This window comes from Burkholderia sp. BCC0044, assembly GCF_902832955.1.
GTDB lineage: Bacteria > Pseudomonadota > Gammaproteobacteria > Burkholderiales > Burkholderiaceae > Burkholderia.
Genome location: NZ_CADFDO010000004.1, coordinates 1,018,648 through 1,041,396 on the forward strand (window position 1 = coordinate 1,018,648; position 22,749 = coordinate 1,041,396).

The 22,749-nt window shown below is 66.5% G+C and carries 21 protein-coding genes; 3 read left to right on the forward strand and 18 right to left on the reverse strand.

The window, feature by feature from the left end:
* Positions 1-8 precede the first annotated feature (8 nt).
* The 4 genes from HWX14_RS27335 to HWX14_RS27350 form a co-directional block, all read right to left on the reverse strand.
* Positions 9-1,682 carry an electron transfer flavoprotein-ubiquinone oxidoreductase gene (locus tag HWX14_RS27335; RefSeq protein WP_175885436.1) on the reverse strand — a complete coding sequence of 558 codons (1,674 nt, stop codon included), beginning with the start codon at positions 1,680-1,682 and terminating at the stop codon, positions 9-11.
* A gap of 36 nt (positions 1,683-1,718) precedes the next feature.
* Positions 1,719-3,509, reverse strand: coding sequence for an acyl-CoA dehydrogenase (locus HWX14_RS27340; protein WP_175885437.1), 1,791 nt, complete (start codon positions 3,507-3,509; stop codon positions 1,719-1,721).
* Positions 3,510-3,915: 406 nt separating this feature from the next.
* Entirely contained in the window at positions 3,916-5,076 is a 1,161-nt protein-coding gene (locus HWX14_RS27345; RefSeq protein ID WP_175885438.1) for an AraC family transcriptional regulator, read from the reverse strand.
* Positions 5,076-6,710 (reverse strand): AMP-binding protein, encoded by a 1,635-nt coding sequence (locus HWX14_RS27350; protein WP_175885439.1) that lies wholly within the window; start codon positions 6,708-6,710, stop codon positions 5,076-5,078. Before HWX14_RS27350 ends, HWX14_RS27345 begins: the two co-directional genes overlap by 1 nt.
* Before the next feature lie 301 nt (positions 6,711-7,011).
* On the opposite strand from HWX14_RS27350, the gene HWX14_RS27355 reads away from it, so the two are divergent.
* Together HWX14_RS27355 and HWX14_RS27360 are read left to right on the forward strand one after the other, a co-directional pair.
* Complete coding sequence (locus HWX14_RS27355; protein WP_175885440.1) at positions 7,012-7,803, forward strand: HAD-IIB family hydrolase; 792 nt, start codon at positions 7,012-7,014, stop codon at positions 7,801-7,803.
* 186 nt (positions 7,804-7,989) lie between these two features.
* Positions 7,990-9,090: an AraC family transcriptional regulator gene (locus HWX14_RS27360; protein ID WP_175885441.1), complete on the forward strand. Its 1,101-nt coding sequence runs from the start codon at positions 7,990-7,992 to the stop codon at positions 9,088-9,090.
* Positions 9,091-9,105: 15 nt separating this feature from the next.
* Here HWX14_RS27360 and HWX14_RS27365 read toward each other — a convergent pair whose 3' ends face one another.
* Positions 9,106-10,617 (reverse strand): HAMP domain-containing sensor histidine kinase, encoded by a 1,512-nt coding sequence (locus HWX14_RS27365; RefSeq protein ID WP_175885442.1) that lies wholly within the window; start codon positions 10,615-10,617, stop codon positions 9,106-9,108.
* A complete protein-coding gene (locus HWX14_RS27370) occupies positions 10,617-11,336 on the reverse strand; it encodes a response regulator transcription factor (RefSeq protein ID WP_050016036.1) in 720 nt (239 codons plus the stop codon). The genes HWX14_RS27365 and HWX14_RS27370 overlap by 1 nt, the downstream gene beginning before the upstream one ends.
* Before the next feature lie 661 nt (positions 11,337-11,997).
* Here HWX14_RS27370 and HWX14_RS27375 point away from each other — a divergent pair.
* Entirely contained in the window at positions 11,998-12,555 is a 558-nt protein-coding gene (locus tag HWX14_RS27375; protein ID WP_175885443.1) for a type 4 pilus major pilin, read from the forward strand.
* A gap of 305 nt (positions 12,556-12,860) precedes the next feature.
* On the opposite strand, the gene HWX14_RS27380 is transcribed toward HWX14_RS27375, so the two are convergent.
* From HWX14_RS27380 to flgB, 12 genes are all read right to left on the reverse strand, one after another.
* Positions 12,861-13,850 (reverse strand): hypothetical protein, encoded by a 990-nt coding sequence (locus HWX14_RS27380; RefSeq protein WP_175885444.1) that lies wholly within the window; start codon positions 13,848-13,850, stop codon positions 12,861-12,863.
* A 109-nt stretch (positions 13,851-13,959) separates the two neighbouring features.
* Positions 13,960-14,874 (reverse strand): flagellar hook-associated protein FlgL, encoded by a 915-nt coding sequence (flgL, locus tag HWX14_RS27385; RefSeq protein ID WP_175885445.1) that lies wholly within the window; start codon positions 14,872-14,874, stop codon positions 13,960-13,962.
* A gap of 10 nt (positions 14,875-14,884) precedes the next feature.
* Positions 14,885-16,225, reverse strand: a complete 1,341-nt coding sequence (flgK, locus tag HWX14_RS27390) for a flagellar hook-associated protein FlgK (protein ID WP_175885446.1) — start codon at positions 16,223-16,225, stop codon at positions 14,885-14,887.
* Complete coding sequence (locus HWX14_RS27395) at positions 16,222-16,602, reverse strand: flagellar biosynthesis protein FlgJ (RefSeq protein ID WP_175885447.1); 381 nt, start codon at positions 16,600-16,602, stop codon at positions 16,222-16,224. Before HWX14_RS27395 ends, flgK begins: the two co-directional genes overlap by 4 nt.
* Positions 16,603-16,618: 16 nt before the next feature.
* Positions 16,619-17,743: a flagellar basal body P-ring protein FlgI gene (locus HWX14_RS27400; protein ID WP_175885448.1), complete on the reverse strand. Its 1,125-nt coding sequence runs from the start codon at positions 17,741-17,743 to the stop codon at positions 16,619-16,621.
* A 59-nt stretch (positions 17,744-17,802) separates the two neighbouring features.
* Complete coding sequence (flgH, locus tag HWX14_RS27405) at positions 17,803-18,468, reverse strand: flagellar basal body L-ring protein FlgH (RefSeq protein WP_175885449.1); 666 nt, start codon at positions 18,466-18,468, stop codon at positions 17,803-17,805.
* Positions 18,468-19,253, reverse strand: coding sequence for a flagellar basal-body rod protein FlgG (gene flgG / locus HWX14_RS27410; RefSeq protein ID WP_175885450.1), 786 nt, complete (start codon positions 19,251-19,253; stop codon positions 18,468-18,470). Before flgG ends, flgH begins: the two co-directional genes overlap by 1 nt.
* Before the next feature lie 52 nt (positions 19,254-19,305).
* Positions 19,306-20,031, reverse strand: coding sequence for a flagellar basal body rod protein FlgF (locus tag HWX14_RS27415; RefSeq protein ID WP_175885451.1), 726 nt, complete (start codon positions 20,029-20,031; stop codon positions 19,306-19,308).
* 4 nt (positions 20,032-20,035) lie between these two features.
* A complete protein-coding gene (locus HWX14_RS27420; protein WP_175885452.1) occupies positions 20,036-21,205 on the reverse strand; it encodes a flagellar hook-basal body complex protein in 1,170 nt (389 codons plus the stop codon).
* The gene (locus HWX14_RS27425) at positions 21,202-21,912 is read right to left on the reverse strand and encodes a flagellar hook capping FlgD N-terminal domain-containing protein (protein WP_244130353.1); all 711 of its coding nucleotides are present in this window, start codon (positions 21,910-21,912) and stop codon (positions 21,202-21,204) included. Before HWX14_RS27425 ends, HWX14_RS27420 begins: the two co-directional genes overlap by 4 nt.
* A gap of 20 nt (positions 21,913-21,932) precedes the next feature.
* Entirely contained in the window at positions 21,933-22,331 is a 399-nt protein-coding gene (gene flgC / locus HWX14_RS27430) for a flagellar basal body rod protein FlgC (protein WP_175885454.1), read from the reverse strand.
* Complete coding sequence (gene flgB, locus HWX14_RS27435; protein WP_175885455.1) at positions 22,331-22,699, reverse strand: flagellar basal body rod protein FlgB; 369 nt, start codon at positions 22,697-22,699, stop codon at positions 22,331-22,333. The genes flgC and flgB overlap by 1 nt, the downstream gene beginning before the upstream one ends.
* Between the last annotated feature and the right edge of the window lie 50 nt (positions 22,700-22,749).

A 22,749-nucleotide genomic window follows, 5' to 3' on the forward strand; every position in this document is an offset into this window, starting at 1 on the left:
GCGTTGCGTTACATGTTCGGGTAATTCGGCCCGCCGCCGCCTTCGGGCGTGACCCACACGATGTTCTGCGTCGGGTCCTTGATGTCGCAGGTCTTGCAGTGCACGCAGTTCTGCGCGTTGATCACCAGGCGCTCGCCGCCGTCGTCGTTCTTCACGAACTCGTACACGGCCGCCGGGCAGAAGCGCGCCTCCGGCCCCGCATACGTGCGCAGGTTCACGTTCACCGGCACGTTCGCGTCCTTCAACGTCAGGTGCGCCGGCTGGTTCTCCTCGTGGTTCGTGTTCGAGATGAACACCGACGACAGCCGGTCGAACGTCAGCTTGCCGTCCGGCTTCGGATATTCGATCGGCTCGCACTGCGACGCCGGCTTCAGCATCTCGTGATCCGCGTGCTGATGATGCAGCGTCCACGGCACGTTGCCGCCCATCACCTTCTGCTCCAGCCCGACCATCAGCGTGCCCAGGTACAGGCCCTTGGCCATCCACTGCTTGAAGTTGCGCGCACGGTACAGCTCCGTGTACAGCCACGATTGCTTGAACGCGTCCGGATAGGCGTTCAGTTCGTCCGACTGACGGCCGGCCTGCACCGCGTCGAATGCGGCGTCGGCCGCCAGCATGCCGGTCTTGATCGCCGCGTGGCTGCCCTTGATCCGCGATGCGTTCAGGAAGCCCGCGTCGTCGCCGATCAGCGCGCCGCCCGGGAACACCGTCTTCGGCAGCGACAGCAGGCCGCCGGCCGTGATCGCCCGCGCGCCGTACGACACGCGCTTGCCGCCTTCGAGGAATGCACGGATCGACGGATGCGTCTTGTAGCGCTGGAATTCCTCGAACGGCGACAGGTACGGGTTCGTGTAGCCCAAGCCCACCACGAAGCCGACCACGACCTGGTTGTTGTCCATGTGATACAGGAACGAGCCGCCGTAGGTATCGGACTTCAGCGGCCAGCCGGCCGTGTGAATCACGAGGCCCGGCTTGTGCTTCGCGGGATCGATTTCCCACAGTTCCTTGATGCCGATCCCGTACGCCTGCGGATCGGCGTTCGCGTCGAGCTTGAACTTCGAAATCAGCTGACGGCCGAGATGGCCGCGGCAGCCTTCGGCGAACAGCGTGTACTTCGCGTGCAGCTCCATGCCGAGCTGGAAGTTCTCGGTCGGCTCGCCGTCCTTGCCCACGCCCATGTTGCCGGTCGCGACGCCCTTCACGGAACCGTCGTCGTTGTAGAGGATCTCCGCGGCCGGGAAGCCCGGGAAGATCTCGACGCCCAGGGCTTCCGCCTGCTGGCCGAGCCAACGCGTGACGTTGCCCAGCGAGATCACGTAGTTGCCGTGATTCTTGAAGTTGTCGGGCAACGCCCAGTTCGGCGTCGTGACGGCGCTTTTCTCGGACAGGAACAGGAAGCGGTCTTCGCTCACCTCGACGTCGAGCGGCGCGCCGCGTTCCTTCCAGTCGGGAAACAGCTCGGTGATCGCGCGCGGGTCCATCACCGCGCCCGACAGGATGTGCGCGCCGATCTCGGAACCCTTCTCCAGCACGCACACGCCGATCTCGGTGCCTTTCTCGGCGGCCAGCTGCTTGAGCCGGATCGCGGCAGACAGCCCGGCCGGGCCGCCGCCGACGATCACGACGTCGTATTCCATCGATTCGCGCGGGCCGTATTGCGCGAGCAAGTCCTGTGTGGTCAAAATCCTGTCTCCTGCTGCGTCCCGACCGTCAGCCGGTCAGAACTGGTCTTCCGTCAACGCGAGCACGCTCTCGTTGCCCTTCGCGCCGACGATCGAGGCTTCGAGCGCACTCGCCTGAACGAGCACGTGCTCCGCATAGCATTGCGCGATCGCGATCTTCGCGTCGAAGAACGCGACGTCGCTCGCGCGGTTCGCGTGCGCCGCCAGCAGCGCGCGCGCCATCTGCCAGCCGCACAGCACGACGCCCGCGAGCTTCAGGTACGGCACGCTGCCTGCGAACACCGCGTTCGGGTCCTGCTTCGCGTTCGCCAGCACGTAGTCGACCACCGACGACAGCGACCGTGCGCCCTTCTCCAGCTGCGCCTTCATCGATGCAGCCGCCGCGCCGTCGATCTTGCCGAGCGCCGCGACCGTGTCGCCGATCTCCGCGATCAGCGCCTTCGCGACCGCGCCGCCGTCGCGCAGCGTCTTGCGGCCGACCAGGTCGTTCGCCTGGATCGCGGTCGTGCCTTCGTAGATCGCGAGGATCCGCGCATCGCGGTAGTACTGCGCCGCGCCGGTTTCCTCGATGAAGCCCATCCCGCCGTGCACCTGCACGCCGAGGCTCGCCACGTCGTTCACCATCTCCGTGCTCCAGCCCTTCACGACCGGCACCAGATATTCGTAGATCGCCTGATGACGCGCGCGCGTCGCCTCGTCCGGATGGCGGTGCGCAATGTCGCTGTGCGCGGCGGCCACATACGCGAGCGCCCGCGCGCCTTCGGTCAGCGCACGCATCGTGCCCAGCATCCGGCGCACGTCCGGGTGATGAATGATCGTCACCGACTGCTTGGCCGAGCCGTCGACCGGGCGGCTCTGCACGCGCTCCTTCGCGAATTCGGCGGCCTTCTGGTACGCGCGGTCGGCCACGCCGATCCCCTGCATCCCGACGCCGAAGCGCGCCGCGTTCATCATGATGAACATGTATTCGAGGCCGCGATTCTCTTCGCCGATCAGGTAGCCGATCGCACCGCCGTGGTCGCCGTATTGCAGCACCGCGGTCGGGCTCGCCTTGATCCCGAGCTTGTGCTCGATCGACACGCAGTGCACGTCGTTGCGCGCGCCGAGCGAGCCGTCTTCGTTGACCAGGAACTTCGGCACGATGAACAGCGAAATGCCCTTCACGCCTTCCGGCGCGTTCGGCGTGCGCGCCAGCACCAGGTGGACGATGTTGTCCGCCATGTCGTGCTCGCCCCACGTGATGAAGATCTTGGTGCCGAACACCTTGTACGTGCCGTCGCCCTGCGGTTCCGCGCGCGAACGCACCAGCGCGAGGTCGGAGCCCGCCTGCGGCTCCGTCAGGTTCATCGTGCCGGTCCATTCGCCCGAGATCAGCTTCGGCACGTAGCGCTGCTTCTGCTCGTCGGTGCCGGCCGTCAGCAGCGCTTCGATCGCGCCGTCGGTCAGCAGCGGACACAGCGCGAACGACAGGTTCGACGCGTTCAGCATCTCGATGCACGGCGTCGCGATCAGCTTCGGCAGCCCCTGGCCGTCGTATTCGGACGGATGCTGCAGCCCCTGCCAGCCGCCTTCGACGAACTGGCGGAACGCTTCGCCGAAGCCCGGCGTCGCGGTCACGACGCCGTCCTTCCAGCTGCTCGGGTTGCGGTCGCCTTCGACGTTCAGCGGCGCCAGCACCTCGCCGCAGAATTTCGCGGATTCGTCGAGCACGGCCTGCGCCGTGTCGTAACCCGCATCCTCGAAGCCGGGCAACTGCGCAACGGTGTCGATGCCCGCGAGTTCCTTCAGCACGAACAGCATGTCCTTGACGGGGGCGTTATAGCTCATGGTCGATGTTCCAATCAGGCGGTGAATAGGGGCGCCACGGGGACTGATGCGGCAAAACCGGTCAGCGCGGGGCGACGTGATGGGCCATCCTAACGCCGGGGGTGCGGATTTTCATTGTCATATCCGGCCCACATGGTGACAAAATCGGCCACGGCGCGCGCCGCCCGCGCCCCTCGCGCGCGGCGGCGAAGCCCGTCGGACGGGCGTCGGCGTCCGGTTGGTCCGTATCGGCAATCGCGGTAACGCGCCCCAAAAAAACGCCCGGGCGCTCGCGCGCCTACCCGGCTCAAAGTAGCAAAGGGAGCCGCTTATGGGAGTGTCCTCTGAAAAACCGGCCGTGAAAACCGCAAAGGAGCCGGTTATGGGATTCGATCCGCGAACCCGCGACGCACGGCCGCCCGTCACGTCACGCGCGGCGCCGGTACGTCCCCGGCGTACTCCCCGTCCAGTGCCGGAATGCGCGATGAAACGCGCTCGGATCGTCGAAGCCGATATCGGCGCCGATCGCCGCAATCGTGTCGGGCGTGTCGGTCAGCCGCTGGATCGCGATATCGCGCCGCAGCTCGTCCTTCAGCACCTGGAACGTCGTCCCTTCGGCGGCCAGGTGGCGGCTCAGCGTACGCACCGAACAATGCAGGTGCTCGGCCGCCTGATCGATCGCGGGCAGGTCCGGCAGCGCCGCCGACAGGTACTGCCGCACCCGATGGCACACGAGCTGTTCGCTGAACGATTCGAAGATCCAGTCGCCCGGCGCGCGCGCGAGGAACTTGCGCAGGTTGCGCTTGCTCTGCCGGATCGGCGCGTCGAGGTAATCGGCGCTGAAACGCATCAGCGTGCGCTCGCGGTCGAACTGCACGGCGCCGGTGAAGAAGTACAGATGATCGACCGCATGGCGCGGCCGCGGGCACGCGAACTCGATCTGCAGCAGCGGGATCTTCTGCCCGATCAGCCAGGAGCACACGCCGTGCACGAGCTTGAGCATCAGCTCCTGGCCGAGCGCGCCGAGCGGGCCCATCGCGTCGTTCGGGCGCAGCAGCACCTGCGCGACGATCTCGTCGCGCTTCGATTCGACGAAGAAATCGTCGAGCAGGATATGGAAGAATTGCCCGAAACGATGCAGCGCCGTTTCGAGGTTGCGCGCATCGAGCAGGCTCAGGCACAGGTACTTCAGCGTGCCGCCGCGCAGCGGGCGCGAGAAGATGCCGGGCATCTCGTCGTCGAGGTCGATCGCGAGCGTGCGGTACAGCGTCGAGAACTGCTCCTCCGTCACGCGCGCATGCGGCTCGCCGAGCAGCTCGATCGGAATGCCGGCGCCGCGCAGGTAGCGCTCGACCACGTCGCGCTGCACGCCCGCGCTCGCGAGAAAGCCGTTGACGAGCGAGATCGGCACCGTCGCGCTCGGCGAAGGCAGCGCACGCCCGGGCCGGGCGGAAAGTGAATCAGAGCCGGTCATCGCGTCCCCGTCGATCGAACCGAGCGCATTGTACTTGAGCGGCCCGCGCGCCACCTTCGGGGTTGTCCGCGCACCGGGCCGCGCAGCCGCGGCCGTGCGGCGCGACGCCGTCATCAGTCGGTGCGGCTGAGTTCCCGGCGCAGGATCTTGCCGACCGTCGACTTCGGCAGCCGGTCGACGAAGCGCACGAGCTTCGGCACCTTGTACGCGGCCAGGCTCGCGCGGCAATGCGCGACGAGCTGTTCCTCCGTCACGTCGGCGTCCGGCGCGAGCACCACGAACAGCTTGACGGCCTCGCCCGTGCGCGGGTCCGGCACGCCGATGCACGCGCATTCGGCGACGCCCGGCAGCGCGGTCGCGACCGCTTCCACCTCGTTCGGATACACGTTGAAGCCCGACACGATGATCATGTCCTTCTTGCGGTCGACGATCCGCAGGAAGCCGGCCGCGTCGAACACGCCGACGTCGCCGGTGCGGAAGTAGCCGTCCGCGGTGAACGCGGCCGCATTCTCGTCCGGCTTCTGCCAGTAGCCGCTCATCACCTGCGGCCCCTTCACGCAGATCTCGCCCGCTTCGCCGATCGCCACCTCGCGATCCTGCTCGTCGAGCAGCTTCACGTCGGTCGACGGCAGCGGCAGGCCCGTGGTGCCCGTGAACCGGTCGATCGACTGCGGGTTGAACGACACGACCGGCGACGTTTCCGACAGCCCGTAGCCTTCGCGGATGAAATTGCCCGTCACCGCCTTCCAGCGCGACGAGATCACGTCGATCACCGCGGCCCCGCCGCCGGCCGACAGCTTCAGCCGCGACCAGTCGACCTCCTTCAGGCGCGGATGGCCGGCGAGCCCCGCGTACAGCGTGTTCACGCCGACGAACACCGTCGGCCGCGCGGCCTTCAGCACGTCGACGAACCGGTCCATGTCGCGCGGGTTCGCGACGAGCCAGTTCTGCGCGCCGATCGCGAAGTAGGACAGGAAATTCACCGTCAGCGCGAAGATGTGATACAGCGGGATCGCCGTGACGACGACCTCTTCGCCCGGCTGGCGCGCATCCGGCACGATCGCCGCGAACTGCGCGATGTTCGCGACGAGATTGCGATGCGACAGCGCCGCGCCCTTCGACAGGCCGGTCGTGCCGCCCGTGTATTGCAGCAGCAACAGGTCCGCGCCGCTCAGCGCGACCGGCTCGCACGCGAGCGATGCGCCGGCGGCGAGGGCTTGCGCGAGCGCGGTCGAACCGGGCGGCAGCGCGTCGCACGTGCCGGCCGGCGCATCGACGACGCCGAGATCCTCACGCCCCACGCTCAGCACGGTGCGCACGCGCGTGCCGCCGACCACGTCCGCGAACGTGCCCATCGACCCGCCGCAGACGACCGCCACCTCGACGCCCGCGTCGTTGAGCTGATGCTCGAGTTCGCGCGCGGTGTAGTGCGGATTCACGTTGACCTGAACCGCGCCGATCTTCGCGACGGCGACGAACACGACCGGAAACGCGAGCACGTTGGGCAGCATCACGGCCACGCGATCGCCCTTGCGCACGCCGACGACCTGCTGCAGATACGCGGCCAGCGCGGTCGACAGGCGCTCGACGTCGGCATAGGTGAGCGTGCGGCCGAACGCATGGAACGCCGGACGATCGGCGAAGCGGTGCATCGCGTCGTCCAGCAGCGCGCTGATGGAAGGATGGCGATCGGCGTCGATCTCGGCGGGGATCGAGCCATACGACCCGGTCCAGTGTCTCTTCGTCATGTCTCACTCCTCTGGGGACGGCACGCCAGCCTGCGTACCGCTCGCACGGCGGCCTGCACGGCCGAAGGACGCGGGCCGCCGCCTGACCGGCGACTATCGCCCGCGCGACGCGCTTTGCAAATGATCCGGGCGGCCGAAAACATGATCGAAACGGACACCCGCGTACGCTCGCTTGTGCACGCCACTCCGCGGGACGCCGCCACGCGCATATTCCAGGGCGCGAATTGCAAAGCAGCAAGCGGCATGGCGCGGCGTGGCGCCGTTCCTCATAATCGACGACCGTCCCTCATTCGCCGAGACCATGCAGCCGCTCGCCCTGGCCCCCGCCGACACCTTCTCGTCCGTTCGATTCGTGCTGACCGACATGGACGAGACCCTGACCCATCGCGGCCGCCTGGCCGCGCAGACCTATGCGGCGCTCGAGCGGCTGCAAGCGCGCGGCATCCGCGTGATCCCGGTCACCGCCGCGCCGGCCGGCTGGTGCGACCAGATGGCGCGGATGTGGCCGGTCGACGGCGTGATCGCGGAGAACGGCGGGCTCTTCATCCGGCGCGGCGCGGACGGGCACGGCGCCGAACGCCGTTACTGGCATGCGGACGATGCGCTCGACGGCGCGCGCGACGCGCTCCGGCGCATCGCGCAGCATGTCGCGAAGGCCGTCCCCGCCGCTCGCCACGCGGACGACCAGGACTTCCGCCTGACGTCGCTCGCGTACGCCCGCAGCGGCGGCGACCAGGACGACCGGATACTCGATGCGCTGGTCGAGGCCGGCGCGGACGCGACCATCAACAACCTGTGGGTGATCGGCTGGGTCGGCGGGTACGACAAGCTGTCGATGTCGCTGCGCGTGCTGGCGGACACGTTCGGCGTCGATGCCGGCGCCGCGCCCGGTTGCGTCGCCTATTCGGGCGACTCCACCAACGACGCGCCGATGTTCGGCTATTTCGCGCATACGGCCGGCATGAGCACCGTGGTCGAGTATCTGCCGCAGTTGCCCGCGCTGCCGCGATGGATCACGCAAGGCCCGGGCGGCAGCGGCTTCGTCGAGTTCGCTGACGCGATCCTGCGCGCGCATCCGGGCGATCGGGGCTGACCGCTGGCGCAGATCGACACGTGGTGCCGGCTCGCGAAACCGTTCGCGTGGCAGGCACGCGTCTTCGACGCCGGCTGATGCGGTGCGGCGCGGGCCCGTATCAGGGTGAACCCGGTGGCGGATGGGACCGTTCCCGAGCAGAATTGCGTGCCGTCAACGATATCGATTCGGACGCAGGATCCCGTCATGCCGCGCAGTGCGCTCTTGAAACCGACCGACGCCGGTCCCGCCCGGCTGCCGGACGCCGCTTCCGCCCCCGCGTTGCGCGAACAGCGCTTCACGCCGGCCAAGCTGGCCGTGCTGGTCGACGTGGCCGCGCAGGCCGGCCTCGACCCGGCGACGGTGCTCGCCGGCACCGGCCTCGCGCCGGCCGACGTCGCGGACCCGTTCACCCTCACGTCGCCGCTGCAGTTCCTGACGGCCGCGCGCAACGCGGTCGGCCGGTACGACGGCACCGACCTCGGCGTGCGCGTCGGCCGCCGGCTGCGCGCGTCGAGCTACGGGATGTACGGCTACGCGCTGCTGTGCTCGGAATCGCTCGCGCGCGCGTTCGATTCGGCCGTCAAATATCACCGGCTCGCGAACGGCATGCTGCCGATCCGCTGGGTCGAACACGGCGACACCGCGTCGTGGCTGTTTCCGGATCGCCATGAAGTCGCGCTGCCCGATCTCGACGAGCCGCTGTACCGCTTCCTGATCGACATGCAGTTCGCGCTGCACGTGACGATCATCAAGGACGTGATGGGCGGATGGTGCGTGCCGGCGCGCGCGCAGTTCGCGCAGCCGCGGCCGCCGCACGCGGCGCTGCTGGCCGACGCGCTCGAATGCCCGATCGCGTTCGACCAGCCGCATCACGTGCTCAGCTATCCGGCGGCATGGCTCACGCGCGCGCCGCAGCTCGCGAATCCGATCACCGCCGCGCAGGTGTCGTCGCACTGCGCGCAGTTGCTCGACGAATTGCGCAGCCAGTCGGGCATCACGCGACGCGTCTACGAGGAACTCACCCGCACGCCGGGACAATTCCCGGACATCGACGCGATCGCCGAGATCCTGTGCATGACGTCGCGCACGCTGCGCCGCAAGCTCGAAGCCGAAGGCACGTCGTACAGCGAACTGCTGACGAGCGTGCGCAAGGCGCTCGCGATCGACTACCTGAGCACGACCACGCTCAGCACCGAGGACATCGCGCTGACGCTCGGCTTCAGCGATGCGGTGGGATTCCGCCACGCGTTCAAGCGCTGGACCGGCACGACGCCGACCGACGTGCGGCGCAAGCGCGGCGGATAACGCCGCCGCCGGCGCTCAGCGTGCGTCGCCCGCCACCGGCGCCGCGACCGCCAGCGCAAACTCGAACACCGCGCCGCGCCCGGGCCGGTCGACGAGCCGGATGCCGCTGCCGTTGAGCGCCAGCATCCGGTGCACGATCAACAGGCCGAGCCCGCCGCTCGTCGCCATGCCGCCGCTCATCGGCCGCTGCGGCCGCTGGAACAGCCCTTCGCGCCGCGCCGCCGGAATCCCTTCGCCGGTATCCGACACGGTCACGATCACGCGGTCGCCCTGCGGCGCCAGCGCGATCTCGACCTCGCCGTGCGCAGGCGTGTGCCGCAGCGCGTTGTCGAGCAGGTTGGTCAGCACGCGCTCGATCATCCCGAGATCGGCCGACACGACCGGCACGCGCGGCGGAATCCGCGCATGCAGCGCGACGCCGCGCGATTGCGCGGCCAGCTCGAATTTCTGGAACACGTCCTGCACGAGATCGACGAGCGAGAACGGTTCGCGCTCGGCCTGCACGCCGCCCGATTCGAGCCGCGCGAGCTCGAACAGCGCCTGCGCGAGCCGCCCGACCTTCGCGCTCTGCGCGAGCGCGATCGACAGGTAGCGCCGCCGTTCCGGCTCGGCCAGCGTGTCGGCCTTCAGCGACAGCGTCTCCAGATAACCGTGCAGCGACGTGAGCGGCGTGCGCAGGTCGTGCGAGATGTTCGTGATCAGTTCGCGCCGCTGCTGGTCCTGGCGCGTCAGGGCGCGCCACTGGTCGCCGATCCGGTCGGCCATCTGCGCGAACGCGGATTCGAGCACCGCGATGTCGTCGCCGCGGCCGCCCGACGGCAAGCGCAGCACCGGCGGCGGCGTGTCGGACGTACCCGGCGCGCCGGGCGCACCGTTCGCGTCGAAGGCGCGCATCGCGGCCGTCAGCCGGCGCAGCGGGCGCGTGATGAAGCTGAATGCGACGAGGCCCGCGAGCAGGCCGAGCAGCGCGACGATCGCCATCGACCACAGCGTCGTGCGCAGCACGTTACCGGCGTCGACGCGCGCGGCGAGCCGGTCATGCGCCTCGCCGAGCAGCACCACGTAGATGTAGCCCGACGGCGGCTGCCCCGCGCGCTGCAGCGGCGCGGCGCTGAACACCTTGCGCGCGTCCGGGCTGCGCGGATCGTCGCCGAGGATCGGCAGCGGCTGGCCCGCGATGAAGCGCTGCACGGGCGCGAGATCGACGCGGTTGCGCTTCACGTGACCGGGCGGCGCGTCGTCGCCCTTGATGCGCCCCGCGTTGTCGAGCAGGTACACCTCGACGCTCGGGTTCACGCCCATCAACTGGCCGAACAGCGTGCGCACGGCGTCGGGGCGCAGCCCGTTCGCGTCCATCAGCGGCGCACTGCTCGCGATGTTGGCGGCCAGGTCGCGCGACAGCGCCTGCACGACTTCCTTCTCGCGCATGTCGTTCGCGCGGATCTGCAGCCACGCCGACGCGCCCGAGCACGCGAGCAGCAGGATCGAGAACGCGAGCGACAGCCGCCGGGTGAGCGTGAGCTTCATCATGCGTCCCGCTGGCCCGGCGCGGCGAGCTTGTAGCCGCGCCCCCACACGGTGAGGATCCGCACGGGCTCGGCCGGATCGGCCTCGATCTTCGCGCGCAGCCGGTTGATGTGGGTGTTGACCGTGTGTTCGTAGCCTTCGTGCTGGTAGCCCCATACGGCGTTCAGCAGATCCATCCGCGAGAACACCTTGCCCGGATGCCGCGCGAAGAAATACAGCAGGTCGAATTCGCGCGGCGTGAGGTCGATGCGTGCGCCGTCGACGCTCGCCTCGCGCGCGATCGGGTCGATCGCGAGCCCCGCGACGTCGAGCGTGCCCGCGTCGATCCGCGAATCGCGCGCGAGCGCATCGACGCGCCGCAGCAGCGCCTTCACGCGCGCAACGAGTTCGAGCACCGAGAACGGTTTCGCGAGGTAATCGTCGGCGCCGAGTTCGAGGCCGAGGATCCGGTGCACCTCGCTCGACCGCGCGCTCGTGATGATGATCGGCGTATAGCGCGTCATCGCCCGCGCGCGCCGGCAGATTTCGAGGCCGTCGACGCCCGGCAGCATCAGGTCGAGGATCAGCGCGTCCCAGTTGCCCTGTTCGAGCAGGCGCAATCCTTCGGCGCCGTCCGCGCTGTGCACGACCTCGTAGCGCTCGTCGCGCAGGTGCAGGCTCAGCACGTCGGCGATATCGGCGTCGTCCTCGACGATCAGGATGCGTTTCGGTTGGTCCATGGCGGTGGGCGGCGGCACGTCGGAGCGGGGTTCGATAACGGTGGTCGACGGGCAATCGGCCCGGGTCGAATCGCGGCAGGAGGCCGCGCTGCCGTCATTGTGCAAAATTTTGCGGCGGAGAGTGATCACATTTCGTTTATCTTTGGATCACGTCCGCGCCGCGAGCCAATACCCGCAAGGTCTGCCGTACCGGCCCCCTGGAACGAGACTCGCGTCGACTCGCCGGAACACTATATAGGCACTAACAAGTAGAAGCGACGAAGCCCCACCTGGCAATCGATCACTTCCAGCATGGCTTAGGGCTAGATTTCCGGTATCCAAAAAAAGTAAGAACTTTGCCGCATTGCCGAAGCCGCCCCTACTTCGCCTGCGCAAAGCGCATCCGCAAGACCTCTACTCGGTTCGGCCGGTCGCGCGAGAGTCGGATGCACTTCGTCGCCACACCGTCGCTCTACATCGCTCGACGCACGACCAGACACGCCTAACGCTCGATGCTTAATTCCGTCGCCACGTCAGCCACATCCCCCTAGGAAAAAATCTATCCGCACAATAAAAAATGAGGCATTGGCCGATGCCATTTTAATCATTGACTGATTTTCACCATGTCAAATATTTATCACAATTCACCAGTCCCGCTGTCTATTATTTTTATAGATTACCAATGAAGAAATCGAAAATTCTTACAAGCAGGTCAATATCTCGGGGCAAGGCACAGAAAGGCTTTACCTTGATTGAAACGCTGGTCGTAATGATCGTTGGCATCGTCATACTGGCAGCGGCAGCCGCAGGCATCGGCAAGCTATTCCGCGCGTCGGAGATCACAGAAGAGGCTGCGAACCTAGTGCAATTGCGAACACAACTGGACAGCCTCAATAGTTATGGCGGTTACAAGGGAATTACCAACGCAGTTGCAATCAAATTCAAGGCTATTCCGACCAACATGTCCGTAAAGGACAACAAGATCTCGAACATATGGGGGGGCGATGTGGTGCTCGGTTCGGCACAAAGCGGAAGAAACGTCTATATCGACTATCACAAGGTGCCTGCCGATGCTTGCCAACAGCTCGTCCTCAAGCTTGCGAATGCAGGGTGGGCGCATATCAATATCAATAATCAGACGATTTCGGCGACGCCTACGTTGAAGGATATCGGTAAGCGTTGCGAAGATGGCGGTGACAACAATATGGTGACCTTCGTGACTGGAAACGCCAAAATGTAACCTCGCCCTCGCCACCAACGGCGCTTCCGTACGCCCCTTCGATGCACTCGGACCGTCGACAAAGCGCGGCAACCCACCGGGGCAAAATCACCTCGCCGTCCTTCATGTTCACGGTCGTTTGCGTCTGCCATGCATTCTTCGTCGGCGAATTGTTCACACCGATCGTCCTCGCCACGAAGCTCGACATCTGTCCCTGCAGCTCGACCTGAATCGCATCAGCCATCCCGGCCGCAACGGCGGCACGTCCGTCAGAGGGTGGCGGAAATAACAAAATCAACGCCGTGGAATCGGCGTATCGCTTTCCTTCACATCCTGAGCAGTGTTTCGACCCTGGCACGACTCAACCCGGACAGCGTCGAAGTCACGACCGCGAGCACGTTGAAATCGGCCGGCCCGGTCAACGCACCCGATATGGAATGAATGACGCGGGACGCCTCTGCATCGGCAAGCTCGTCAGTATTGCCGCGCACTCGCTGACCTGCCGTGTCGAGCTGCGCGCGCAGCGTGCGATCCGCCTGCGCCAGACCGTCGAGCGCGCGCACCACGTCGCGCAATGCCGCGCGCTGCGACGCACGATCGACCAGTTGCCAGCGAGCAGGATCCACGGCTTCCGATACGGCATCAGCTTGGGCGCGGCTGGGCCCGCCCCCGGGGAAACGCTTCCCCCCACCCTGCACCAGCAGATGATCACGCACGTCGGGCCAGCGAGATTCCGGCACGATAAAGTCCACCTGTCCGTTCTCCGCGAGCGACGCGCGCACGCCCGTCGCGGCCAGTGCGCGGTCGAGCCGGCGAGCCAAGGCGGCCGCGTCGAGCGGTGCATCGTCAAAGCCGATGGATACCGACTGCTTGCCCAGACCGGCGGGATGAAACACGAGCGTTTCCGCACCGCCACCGCACCATTGCTCGACATCCAGCGCACGAATGCGAAACGTGCGAACGGCATCGGCTGCCGGACGCACCGTCAACTGCGCATCCAGAACGCCGCCCGTCAGTGCCGTACGGTCGCGCCAAAGTGCGTCGAACGTCTCGATGCGCGCAGCGGTGTCGTGAACGCCATGCCCGGCACCACTCAGCATCGCACCGATCGCCCCCTTCAACGCGCGCAATTGTCCGGTCGCCGCTTCGACGAACACCCGTGTGCGCTGCGCGGCCGTGACCTCCGCATTCAGTTGCGCGTGGCGCGCGGTAAAGGCCGTCGTGGCGCCCGGTGCGCGCACGGCTCGGGCAGCCCTGGCAGACCGCGCCAATACCTGTGGACCGGTCGGCGACATCGCAGCCGGCAGGGCAGCCACGTTCGTACCGGCTCCACCCCGCACGCGGCCAGCGGCGTGTGCGTCGTCACGCCGGGCGGTCAGCTGGCCGGGAACACGTATTGCAGATTGCGTCTTCATGAGCGCGAACTCAGATGGCGTCGAACAGCGACAACTGCTTCATGCGCCCGTAAATCTGGTACGAGCCCTTTATCGCCGTGACGTAGTTGTTGAACTGGTCCATCGCCTCGGCAAAGTCCAGCTCTCCGACCAGACTGGCCGCTTGCCCGTTTGCGACAAGCTGTGCCTCGTGGTTTTCGTTCACCAGGTCCAGCGTATTCCGGGCGCCGCCCAGTTGCGCAATCTTCGCGCTCGACGCATCGATGCCGTTGCTCTTGACCGTGTCCAGCGCCTCTGTCAGAACGGCCCGCACAGCCGGATGGCCTGGATCGACGTCGGGTTTCTCCATCGCAACCACCGCCACTTCGAGCTTGTTCAGCACGTCTGCCAGATGGTCGACCGTGACGTTGGCGGTCTGCGTGACGCCGTGACCGATCACCACCTGTTGCCGTTCGCGATTGCCGGCGTACGCGTAGCGGCTGCCGGCAGGTGCGGCCGGGTCGTAGGCGACAGGCGCCGTGTCCGTCTGCGTGCCCGAGAACAGGTAGTTGCCATCGCCATCCTTCGCGTTGGCTGCATGCTTCAGGTTGTCGAGCAGCGTGCGCAGCGGTCCGGCCAGCGCATTCAGGTCGGCGGCACTATGGCTGCCGTCGGCGGCGGCCAGCAACGAATCGTGCGCGAACATCGTCGTCTCGAGGATACCTTCGAGATGCGCCTCGTTCTTCTGTAGGCGCACCGACAACGTGTCGATGTTCTTCCGATAGCGCTGGAGCACGGCTGTGTCACGCTGGAGCAGCAGCAGTTGCACCGTCGCGATCGGATCATCCGACGCGCGCTGCACACGCTGCCCCGTGGACATCTTGGTGGAAAGATCGGCGGCCTTGCTGTTCGACGCGCGCAGCGTCGCGATCATGGTGTTGCCGAAATGTTGGCTGGCGATACGCATGGCGCGCTCCTCAGAATGCGTGGATCGTCGCGTCGAACAGCTCCTTCGCGACGGAAATGACTTTCATGTTGGCCGCATAGACCTGCCTCGCCTCGGAAACATTGACTGCCTCTTCATCCATGCTGACCCCTGACAGCTCGAGCCAGGCCGCTTCGGACTGCCGACGGACATCGGCGGCCATCGCCAGATTCGACTGGTTCTGCTGGCTCTGGGCCCCGAGCTTGCCAACCAGCAGCGTGTACGCATCGCCCAGCGACGTCTCGCCAAAGCCGGGCAGTTCGATACGCAAGGTACGCAACCCGATCAGCTTGAGCAGGTTGTCGCTGTTGCCTGACGCTGTTCGATCGCCGGAAAAGCCGAGCGCCTCGGGCTTCATCTCGTTGACCGCCAGGCGGCCTGTCGCAGAATCGAACGTGAACAGCGCGGCGCCCGGTGAGCCTTTCATGTCGAAACCGGCGGTGAGCTGCCGATTGACGCTGTCCGCAATTTCACTGGCCAGCGCGCGGACGGCTTCCATCTGCGGCAGCAACGTATCGCGGGCGAACGTCGCCAAGCCGCCCAACGAGCCGCCCACCTTGGCGCCGTCCAGCGGATACTGCGTACCGCCCAGTTCCAGCCTGACGGCAAACGTGCCGTCGGCCCGTGTGTCCACGCCGATCTTGCCGATCTGGTTGCTCGCCACCAGCGGCGTGCCGCCAGCAAGGCTCACGTCCAGGGTGCCGTCGGGCTGACGCACGGTTCGGATATCGGCCAGTGCCGCGAGCTGGTCGATCGCGTGGTCACGCTGGTCGATCAGTTCGGACGGCGCACCGCCAGTGGCTTGCGCATCGGCGACGAGACGGTTCAGGTCGGCAATCGTTCGGGACAGGCCGTTGATCTGCTCCGCCGCGGCCGCGCTCTGCTGACGCAGCGTGTCGAGCTGACCGCGCATCATCTGCTGCAGGTTATTGAAGCTCGTCGCCATGCCGCCGGCGGCCATCAGCACCTGCTGGCGCAGCGCGGAGTTGGTCACATCGGCGCTGACCTCGTCCAGCGCACCGAAAAACTTGTCCATTGAAGATTTGACGCTGCCGTCTTCCAGGCCCATCACTTCCTCCAGCTGGCGGAAATACGGTTGAGCTGCGCCGTGTTGACCGACCGCCCCGTGAGCGGCCCATTTTTGCTGCGTCTTGTAGTGGTCGCCAAAGCGAATCACGGAGTTGACGTCGACGCCACCGCCCACGCGCGAGGTCAGCAATACGCCTTGGCGCGTATAGCCCGCGGTCTGCAGGTTGGCCGTGTTGCGCGCCGACGTATCGAGCGCCGCTCGCGCCGCAAGCGCACCGGACAGGCCGATTCGAGTGATATTCATGATGGAGTTCCAGTATGCGAAAAATACGGCGATGAAGACTCGGTTCGCCTGTCTTTGGACGGCGCACCCTCGGGCGGCAGCATCTGCTCAACCAGCGTGTCGGCAATGCCGAAGCCGCGCTGCCGCGCAATGGCATCGGCCACCGCGCGATTGGCGTAGTCGAGCATTGCGTCGCTCGAACGATCGGTCGAACCGCTGTCGCTCTTGAGCGCATCGGTTGCCTTTTTCATTTCGTTCAGCAACTGCGCGACGAACAGGCCTTCGAACTTCACGGCAGCCTCTTCCACGCGCTTGCGGCAGGCCGGTTCCGCCAGCTTGATCGCGTCAGTCCTGTCCGCGCCGTTCGGTGCATGCAGCAGGTAGCGGGGTTCGGACATCACGGCGGGCACCTCGTCAGATCACCACCAGCTCGCCCGTCAGCGCGCCGGCCTCGGACAGGGCTTGCAGGATGGCCATCAAGTCGTCGGGGGTTGCACCGGTCCGGTTGATCGTATCGACGATCGCCTGGAGGTTTGCCCCCGCCTTCCACTGGAAGGCATTGCCGCCGGTCTGCGCAACCGCGATGTCGCTGACGGGTGCGACCACCGTTCTGCCGTTGGAAAATTCGTTCGGCTGACTGACCATCGTTCCTTCTGCAATCGTCACCTTCAGCGAGCCGTGCGAGACAACCGCCGGTTTGACCGTCACCCCCTGACTGATAACGACCGTGCCGGTTCGCGAGTTAAAGACGATGCGCGGCACCTCTGCCACCGGGTCGACCTTCAGCCCCTTGAGGCGCGCCACGAACGCCACGCGCTGGCTCGGCACCTGCGGGGCGGTCACGTCGACCGAGGTGGCGTCCGCCGTGCGGGCGACGTCGCCGCCAAGCGCGGCGTTGATGGCGTCGACGATCTTCGCGGCCGCCTGAAAGTCCGGACGCTTGAGATTCAGGCGCACGGTGGGCGTATCGGCGAAGTCGGTGGCGATCTCCCGCTCGATCGTCGCGCCCTTCGGAATCCGGCCTGTGGTGGGCGTGTTGACGGTAATGCTCGAGCCGCTGCGCACCTGCAGATTCAGGCCCGGAATCACCAGGTTGCCTTGCGAAAGCGCATAGACCTCGCCGTCGGCCGCGCGCAGCGGCGTCATCAGCAGCGTGCCGCCGCGCAGGCTCTTGGCATCGCCCAGCGACGAGACGGTCACGTCCACTTTCTGACCGCGGCGGTACCCAGGCGGGAACGTCGCGCTCACCATCACGGCGGCGGCGTTGCGCGAGCGCAGGTTCACGTTTTCAGGCAGTCGCGTACCGAACTGCTTGAGCATGTTCGTCAGCGATTGCGTCGTGTATCTGGCCTGGGTGCCGTCGCCCGATCCGGCCAGTCCGACCACGATGCCGTAGCCGACGAGCGCGTTCTCGCGCACGCCTTCCACGTCGACCAGGCTGCCGACGGTCTGCGCGCAGGCGGCGCTGGCGGCGGCAAACGCGACACCCGTGACGATGGCCAGGGCGGCGGCAAGGCGTGCGAGTCGGTTCGGTTTCATCGTGTCTTCCTGTGGTCGAGCGGGCAGCGCCCGGGATCGGTCTGTTGGCGTCCGCCGGGTCAGAACGGCATCCAGGGGCTGTTGAAGAATCGGGTAAGCAAGCCGGGCTGGCTGGCATCCGCGAGCGAACCGCGGCCCGCGTAGGTGATCCGCGCATTCGCCACGCGTTGCGACGACACACGGTTGGTCGAATCGATATCGGTGGCGCGCACGTAACCTGCCAGGCGCACGTTTTCTTCGCCCTGGTTGAGCACGAGCCGCTTCTCCCCGCGTACCTGCAGCAAACCGTTGGGCATGACACGCTGCACCACCACCGTGACCGAGCCGCGCAGCGTGTTTTGCTGCGAGCTGGCGCCCGAGCCGTTGAACCCGCTCTTCGCACCGAGCTCGGCTTCAATCGGCAGCGTCCTGCCGAACAGCGACGGCTTCTTCGCGCTCAGGCTGCTGTCCTTGCCGACCTGCGTGCCGCTCTTCTTGCTGGCCTGAGTGGATTCTTCGAGATCGACCGTCAGCACATCGCCCGCACGAAACGCGCGCACGTCCGACGTGAGCGACCAGGCCTGGTCCGGCACCAGCACGCCGCCCGCCGTGCCGCGACGGATATCGAATGCGGTATCGGGCATATGGTCTTCGAAGTCCGGCAGTTGCCGATCGAACGGACCGGTCGCGCAACCGGCCAGCACGATCAGCGCACCGCACGTCGGCAGCAAGCGCACGGCCTTCATCAACGCGCCGCCTGCGACAGGTACTGCATCATGTTGTCGGCAGCCGACAGCACTTTGGTATTCATCTCGTAGGTGCGCTGCGCGGCGATCATCTCGACCATTTCCTCCACGGCCAGCACATTGGAACCTTCCAGCGCGCCTTGCTTGATGGCGCCGATGCCGTTGCGTCCGGCTTCCCCTTCAGTCGGCGCGCCGCTGGCGGCGGTTTCGGCATACAGGTTGTCGCCCAGGGCCAGCAGACCGGCCGGGTTGACGAACTGTGCCAGCTGAAGCTGACCGACCTCGGCCGGCGCCGTGCCGGCTCCCGTGGTGACGGACACCACGCCGTTCTCGCCGATGGTGATGGCGGTCGCCTCGGGCGGAATATCGATGCCCGGGACGAGGGGGAGGCCCTGCGTATTGGTCAGACGGCCCTGGTCGTTCAGGCGCAACTGGCCGGCGCGCGTGTAGCCCACTTCGCCGTTCGGCATTTCGACCTGCAGAAACCCGTTGCCGGCGATCGCCACGTCCAGTGTCTGACCGGTATCCTGCAGCGCGCCGGTGGTGAACACCTTCTGCGTGCCGGCGATGCGCGTGCCGTTGCCGAGCTGCACGCCCGGCCCGGTAGCGTTGTCCGACACCTGGGCGCCGGGCTGTCGCTCGGCGCGATAGAACAGGTCTTCGAATACGGCACGATCGCGCTTGAAGCCGACCGTGTTCACGTTGGCGAGGTTGTTGGCAATTGCCTGCAGTTTCGCGTCCTGAGCCTGGATGCCCGTCTTGCTGATCCACATCGCATGATTCATGGTTGCCCCTTGGTGAGAATTGATTCGTTTGAATGGCGACGCGCCCGGCCGCCTACCCGCGGATGAGCCGGTTTCCGGCATCGGCCATTTCGTCGGCGACCTTGTAGAGCTTCATCTGCATTTCGAACGAACGCGTGAGCGACATCGTCTGCATCATTTCCTCGACGGCCGAGACGTTGCTGGTTTCCAGGTGACCACCGTTGATCGTCACGCTGCCGTCGGACGCGTATTCGGCGCCGGTACGCGACACGATCAAGCCCCGCTCGTCCTTCGTCAGGTCCGCCGGCTCGGGATTCACCAGCAATAAGCGGCCTGCGTCCTGCACGCCCTTCTCGCCCGCCATCACGACGGAAATCGTGCCGTCCGCGCCGATCGTCAGCGCATCATGTTCCGGCAGCACGATCGGGCCGCCGTCGCCCAGCACGGTGTTGCCGTTCAACGTGAGCGCGCCGTCACCGTCCAGCTGGAGCGACCCGGCGCGCGTGTAGGCCACGCCTCGGCCGGTCTCCACCGCCAGATAGCCGGCACCGTCGATGGCCACGTCCAGCGTGCGCCCCGTTTCGCTCACCCTGCCCGGCGTGTGGGTCACGCGCGTGGACGTGAGCGCCGCGTGGTAGCGCGAGTCGTAGCCATACCCCCTGGCCGCTTCGCTCGTCACGCTGGCCAGATCGGCACGGAAGCCGCTGGTCTGCGCGTTGGCGAGATTGTTGGCCCGGACTTCGAGCGCCCGCAGCGAATGCTCGGCGCCCGTCATCGCGGTGTAGAGAAAGTTGTCCATCGCGTTACAGCGCCTGCATCAGCGTGCGCATCATTTCGTTTTCGGTCGACAACACCTTGGAGTTGGCCTGGTAGTTCTGCTGTGCGCCCATCAGGCTCACGAGTTCGGCCGTCATGTCGACGTTCGACTGCTCGACCGCGCCAACGGCCAGCTTGCCGGCCATGCCGACACCCGGCGTACCGAACAGCGGCTCGCCCGTGGCGGCGCTTGCCTGCCACGCGGATCCGGCTACCGGCACCAGGCCGTTTTCGTTCCGGAACGTCGCGACGGCCAGTTGGCCGGCAGACAGCTTCTTGCCGTTGCTGTACTGCACCTCGATCGACCCGTCCGCGGCCAGCGACACACCGGTCACGGTGCCAGCCTTGTAGCCATCCGCACGATTCCTGGCCGTGGTCCGTTCGCCGCCGAACATCGTCGTCCCCGCGTAGCTGATGGAGATCGACATCGGGGCGGCGCCCTTCGGCGTGCCGAGGTCGAGTTGCACCGTGTCGAGCGGCGCGGTCATGTTGCCGGTGTCGTCGAAGCTCAGATGAGCGGGCCGACCGACCGATTCGCCGTCCATCACGTAATAGACCTGCATGTCGTTGCCGTTGCCCTTCACGAAATACTGCGTGACGGTGTGCTCGCGGCCGAGCGAATCCGTCACGGTGGCGGCCGACATGCCGTTGTACGATTGTGGATTGCCCTTGTCGAACGGCGACACCATCGGCGCCGCCCAGTCGGCGGACATGTTGCCGGCATAGTCGAGCGCGCTGCTGGCCTGCGCGGGAATCGCGCCCGTGGGCACCGCGAGGCCGCCCAGCGTGCCGTCCGTGCCGTAGCCCTGCACGGCACGGCCCATGACATCGACCACGTTGCCGTTCGCGTCGGTGCCAAACACCCCGGCGCGCGAATACACCATCGAACCGTCGGTATCGCGCGAGACGAAGAATCCCTTGCCCGCGATGGCGGCGTCCAGGCCGCGGCCGGTCGTCATCAGGTTGCCGGTGGTATCCATCGATTGCGACGTCGAGCCGATCGCCACCCCCGACGGCATCGCGTCGATGTAGTTCGACGCGAAGTTGGTCCGCCCCGACTTGAAACCGAGCGTGCCGCTGTTCGCGATGTTGTTGCTGATCTGGTTGAGCTGGCCGTTGATGGCGTTGATGCCGGCAAGCGCAATGTTGAAACTCATGACTGGAACCTCTTCGAAATGGGGAGAATCTGGGGCCGCGTCGCGTCGGGCGGCGTGACGGCCGCGTTCGGGCGGCCCAGGAAACGGGTGATGTCCGTGGTGTCCGCATCGCCGACGCCGGCGACCGCCAGGATCACGCGACCTGCCGCGCCCACCCGCACGCCTTGCAGTTCGCCGGTCAGTTCGATGCCGGGCTTTTCGCCGGAATCGGCGACCACGCGCAGCGCATAGCGGCCAGGCGGCAAACCGTGCGCGTCGGGATCGAGGTCGACATCGACGTCGCCCGCCTGCCGCGCACCGAGCGCAATCGTGTGCTCGGTGCCGTCCGGCCCCGTCAGGATCACGTCGACCGACGACGCCGAGGATTCGAGCGTGAAGCCGCCCTTGACCACGGTGTCGTTCAGTTCGACCGCATCCGCACGCACGCGTACCAGCGATCCAACCTGCGAGCCGAGCGTCACGACCAGCATGCTTTCCTGCATGGCCGCCGCGGTGCTGCCCAGGTTGGCCAGCGTCTGCATCGCTTCCACCTGGCTCATCTGCGCAAATTGCGTCACGAACTGGCCGGCTTCCATCGGTGCCAGCGGATCCTGATTCTTGATCTGCGCGACCAGCAACTTGGTGAACATGTGGGACGCGTTGCCGCCGTCATTGCCCGCGCTCGGCGGAGCGGCCGTGTCCCCGATACCCGGCCCGTTGCCGACCATCTTCCGGATGTCCATCGCGTTCAGCCCTCACCCAGGCGCAGCAGGTCCTGCTGCATGCCCTTGATGCGTGCGAGCACCTCGGCGTTGGTGGAAAACGCGCGCGACGCGGCCATCATGTCGGTCATTTCCTCGACGGCGCTCACGTTGGAGTAGAAGACCATGCCGTCCTCGTCGGCGAGCGGATGGTCGGGCTCGTAACGCGCGGTCAGCGCATCGTCGGAGGTAATGACGTCAAGCACCTGCACGCGCGCGCCGCCGTTCTGAAACACCGACGCGAACACCGGCTTGCGCGCGCGGTAAGCCGTCTCCTCGGTGCCGGACGTGCCGGCATTGGCGAGGTTGCTCGCAATCGTGTTGAGCCGCACCGTTTGTGCGGCCATCGCCGAACCGGCGATCTGCGAGATGTCCTTGAAGCTCATCAGACGTTCCCCGTGATGGCGGCCTTGAGACCCTTGATCTTCACGTTGACGAAGGTCAGGCTAGCCTGGAAATCGGCTGCGTTCTGCGAGAACGCAGCCTGCTCCACCCCCAGCTCGACGGTGTTGCCGTCTTGCGACGGGCTGCTCGGCAGGCGGTACCGGGGTTCATCACCGCCGAATTGCAGCGCCGCATCGAACGCGGTGTCGGCCAGCGCGTGATCGAGGCTTGCGCGGAAGTCCAGATCGCGCGCCTGATACCCCGGCGTCGCTTCGTTGGCCAGGTTCGACGCAAGGAGCCTGGTCCGTTCGGCTCGTACTTTCAGTGCCGCGGAATGCACGCCGAGCGCTTGTTCGAGATTCAGTCTCATCGTGGCTGCTTGCCTCCGGAAAATGCCGCACGGTATTGCTCCGGGCAGCG

Coding starts and splice junctions, on each gene's coding strand:
- flgK (WP_175885446.1), bottom strand. CDS start 16,225: ATGAATATCACTCGAATCGGCCTGTCCGGTGCGCTTGCGGCGCGAGCG.
- flgG (WP_175885450.1), bottom strand. CDS start 19,253: ATGAATCATGCGATGTGGATCAGCAAGACGGGCATCCAGGCTCAGGAC.
- HWX14_RS27365 (WP_175885442.1), bottom strand. CDS start 10,617: ATGAAGCTCACGCTCACCCGGCGGCTGTCGCTCGCGTTCTCGATCCTG.
- HWX14_RS27420 (WP_175885452.1), bottom strand. CDS start 21,205: ATGAGTTTCAACATTGCGCTTGCCGGCATCAACGCCATCAACGGCCAG.
- HWX14_RS27415 (WP_175885451.1), bottom strand. CDS start 20,031: ATGGACAACTTTCTCTACACCGCGATGACGGGCGCCGAGCATTCGCTG.
- HWX14_RS27355 (WP_175885440.1), top strand. CDS start 7,012: ATGCAGCCGCTCGCCCTGGCCCCCGCCGACACCTTCTCGTCCGTTCGA.
- flgC (WP_175885454.1), bottom strand. CDS start 22,331: ATGAGCTTCAAGGACATCTCGCAGATCGCCGGTTCGGCGATGGCCGCA.
- HWX14_RS27400 (WP_175885448.1), bottom strand. CDS start 17,743: ATGAAACCGAACCGACTCGCACGCCTTGCCGCCGCCCTGGCCATCGTC.
- HWX14_RS27360 (WP_175885441.1), top strand. CDS start 7,990: ATGCCGCGCAGTGCGCTCTTGAAACCGACCGACGCCGGTCCCGCCCGG.
- flgB (WP_175885455.1), bottom strand. CDS start 22,699: ATGAGACTGAATCTCGAACAAGCGCTCGGCGTGCATTCCGCGGCACTG.
- flgL (WP_175885445.1), bottom strand. CDS start 14,874: ATGCGTATCGCCAGCCAACATTTCGGCAACACCATGATCGCGACGCTG.
- HWX14_RS27370 (WP_050016036.1), bottom strand. CDS start 11,336: ATGGACCAACCGAAACGCATCCTGATCGTCGAGGACGACGCCGATATC.
- HWX14_RS27345 (WP_175885438.1), bottom strand. CDS start 5,076: ATGACGGCGTCGCGCCGCACGGCCGCGGCTGCGCGGCCCGGTGCGCGG.
- HWX14_RS27340 (WP_175885437.1), bottom strand. CDS start 3,509: ATGAGCTATAACGCCCCCGTCAAGGACATGCTGTTCGTGCTGAAGGAA.
- HWX14_RS27350 (WP_175885439.1), bottom strand. CDS start 6,710: ATGACGAAGAGACACTGGACCGGGTCGTATGGCTCGATCCCCGCCGAG.
- HWX14_RS27395 (WP_175885447.1), bottom strand. CDS start 16,602: ATGTCCGAACCCCGCTACCTGCTGCATGCACCGAACGGCGCGGACAGG.
- flgH (WP_175885449.1), bottom strand. CDS start 18,468: ATGAAGGCCGTGCGCTTGCTGCCGACGTGCGGTGCGCTGATCGTGCTG.
- HWX14_RS27425 (WP_244130353.1), bottom strand. CDS start 21,912: ATGGTCGGCAACGGGCCGGGTATCGGGGACACGGCCGCTCCGCCGAGC.
- HWX14_RS27375 (WP_175885443.1), top strand. CDS start 11,998: ATGAAGAAATCGAAAATTCTTACAAGCAGGTCAATATCTCGGGGCAAG.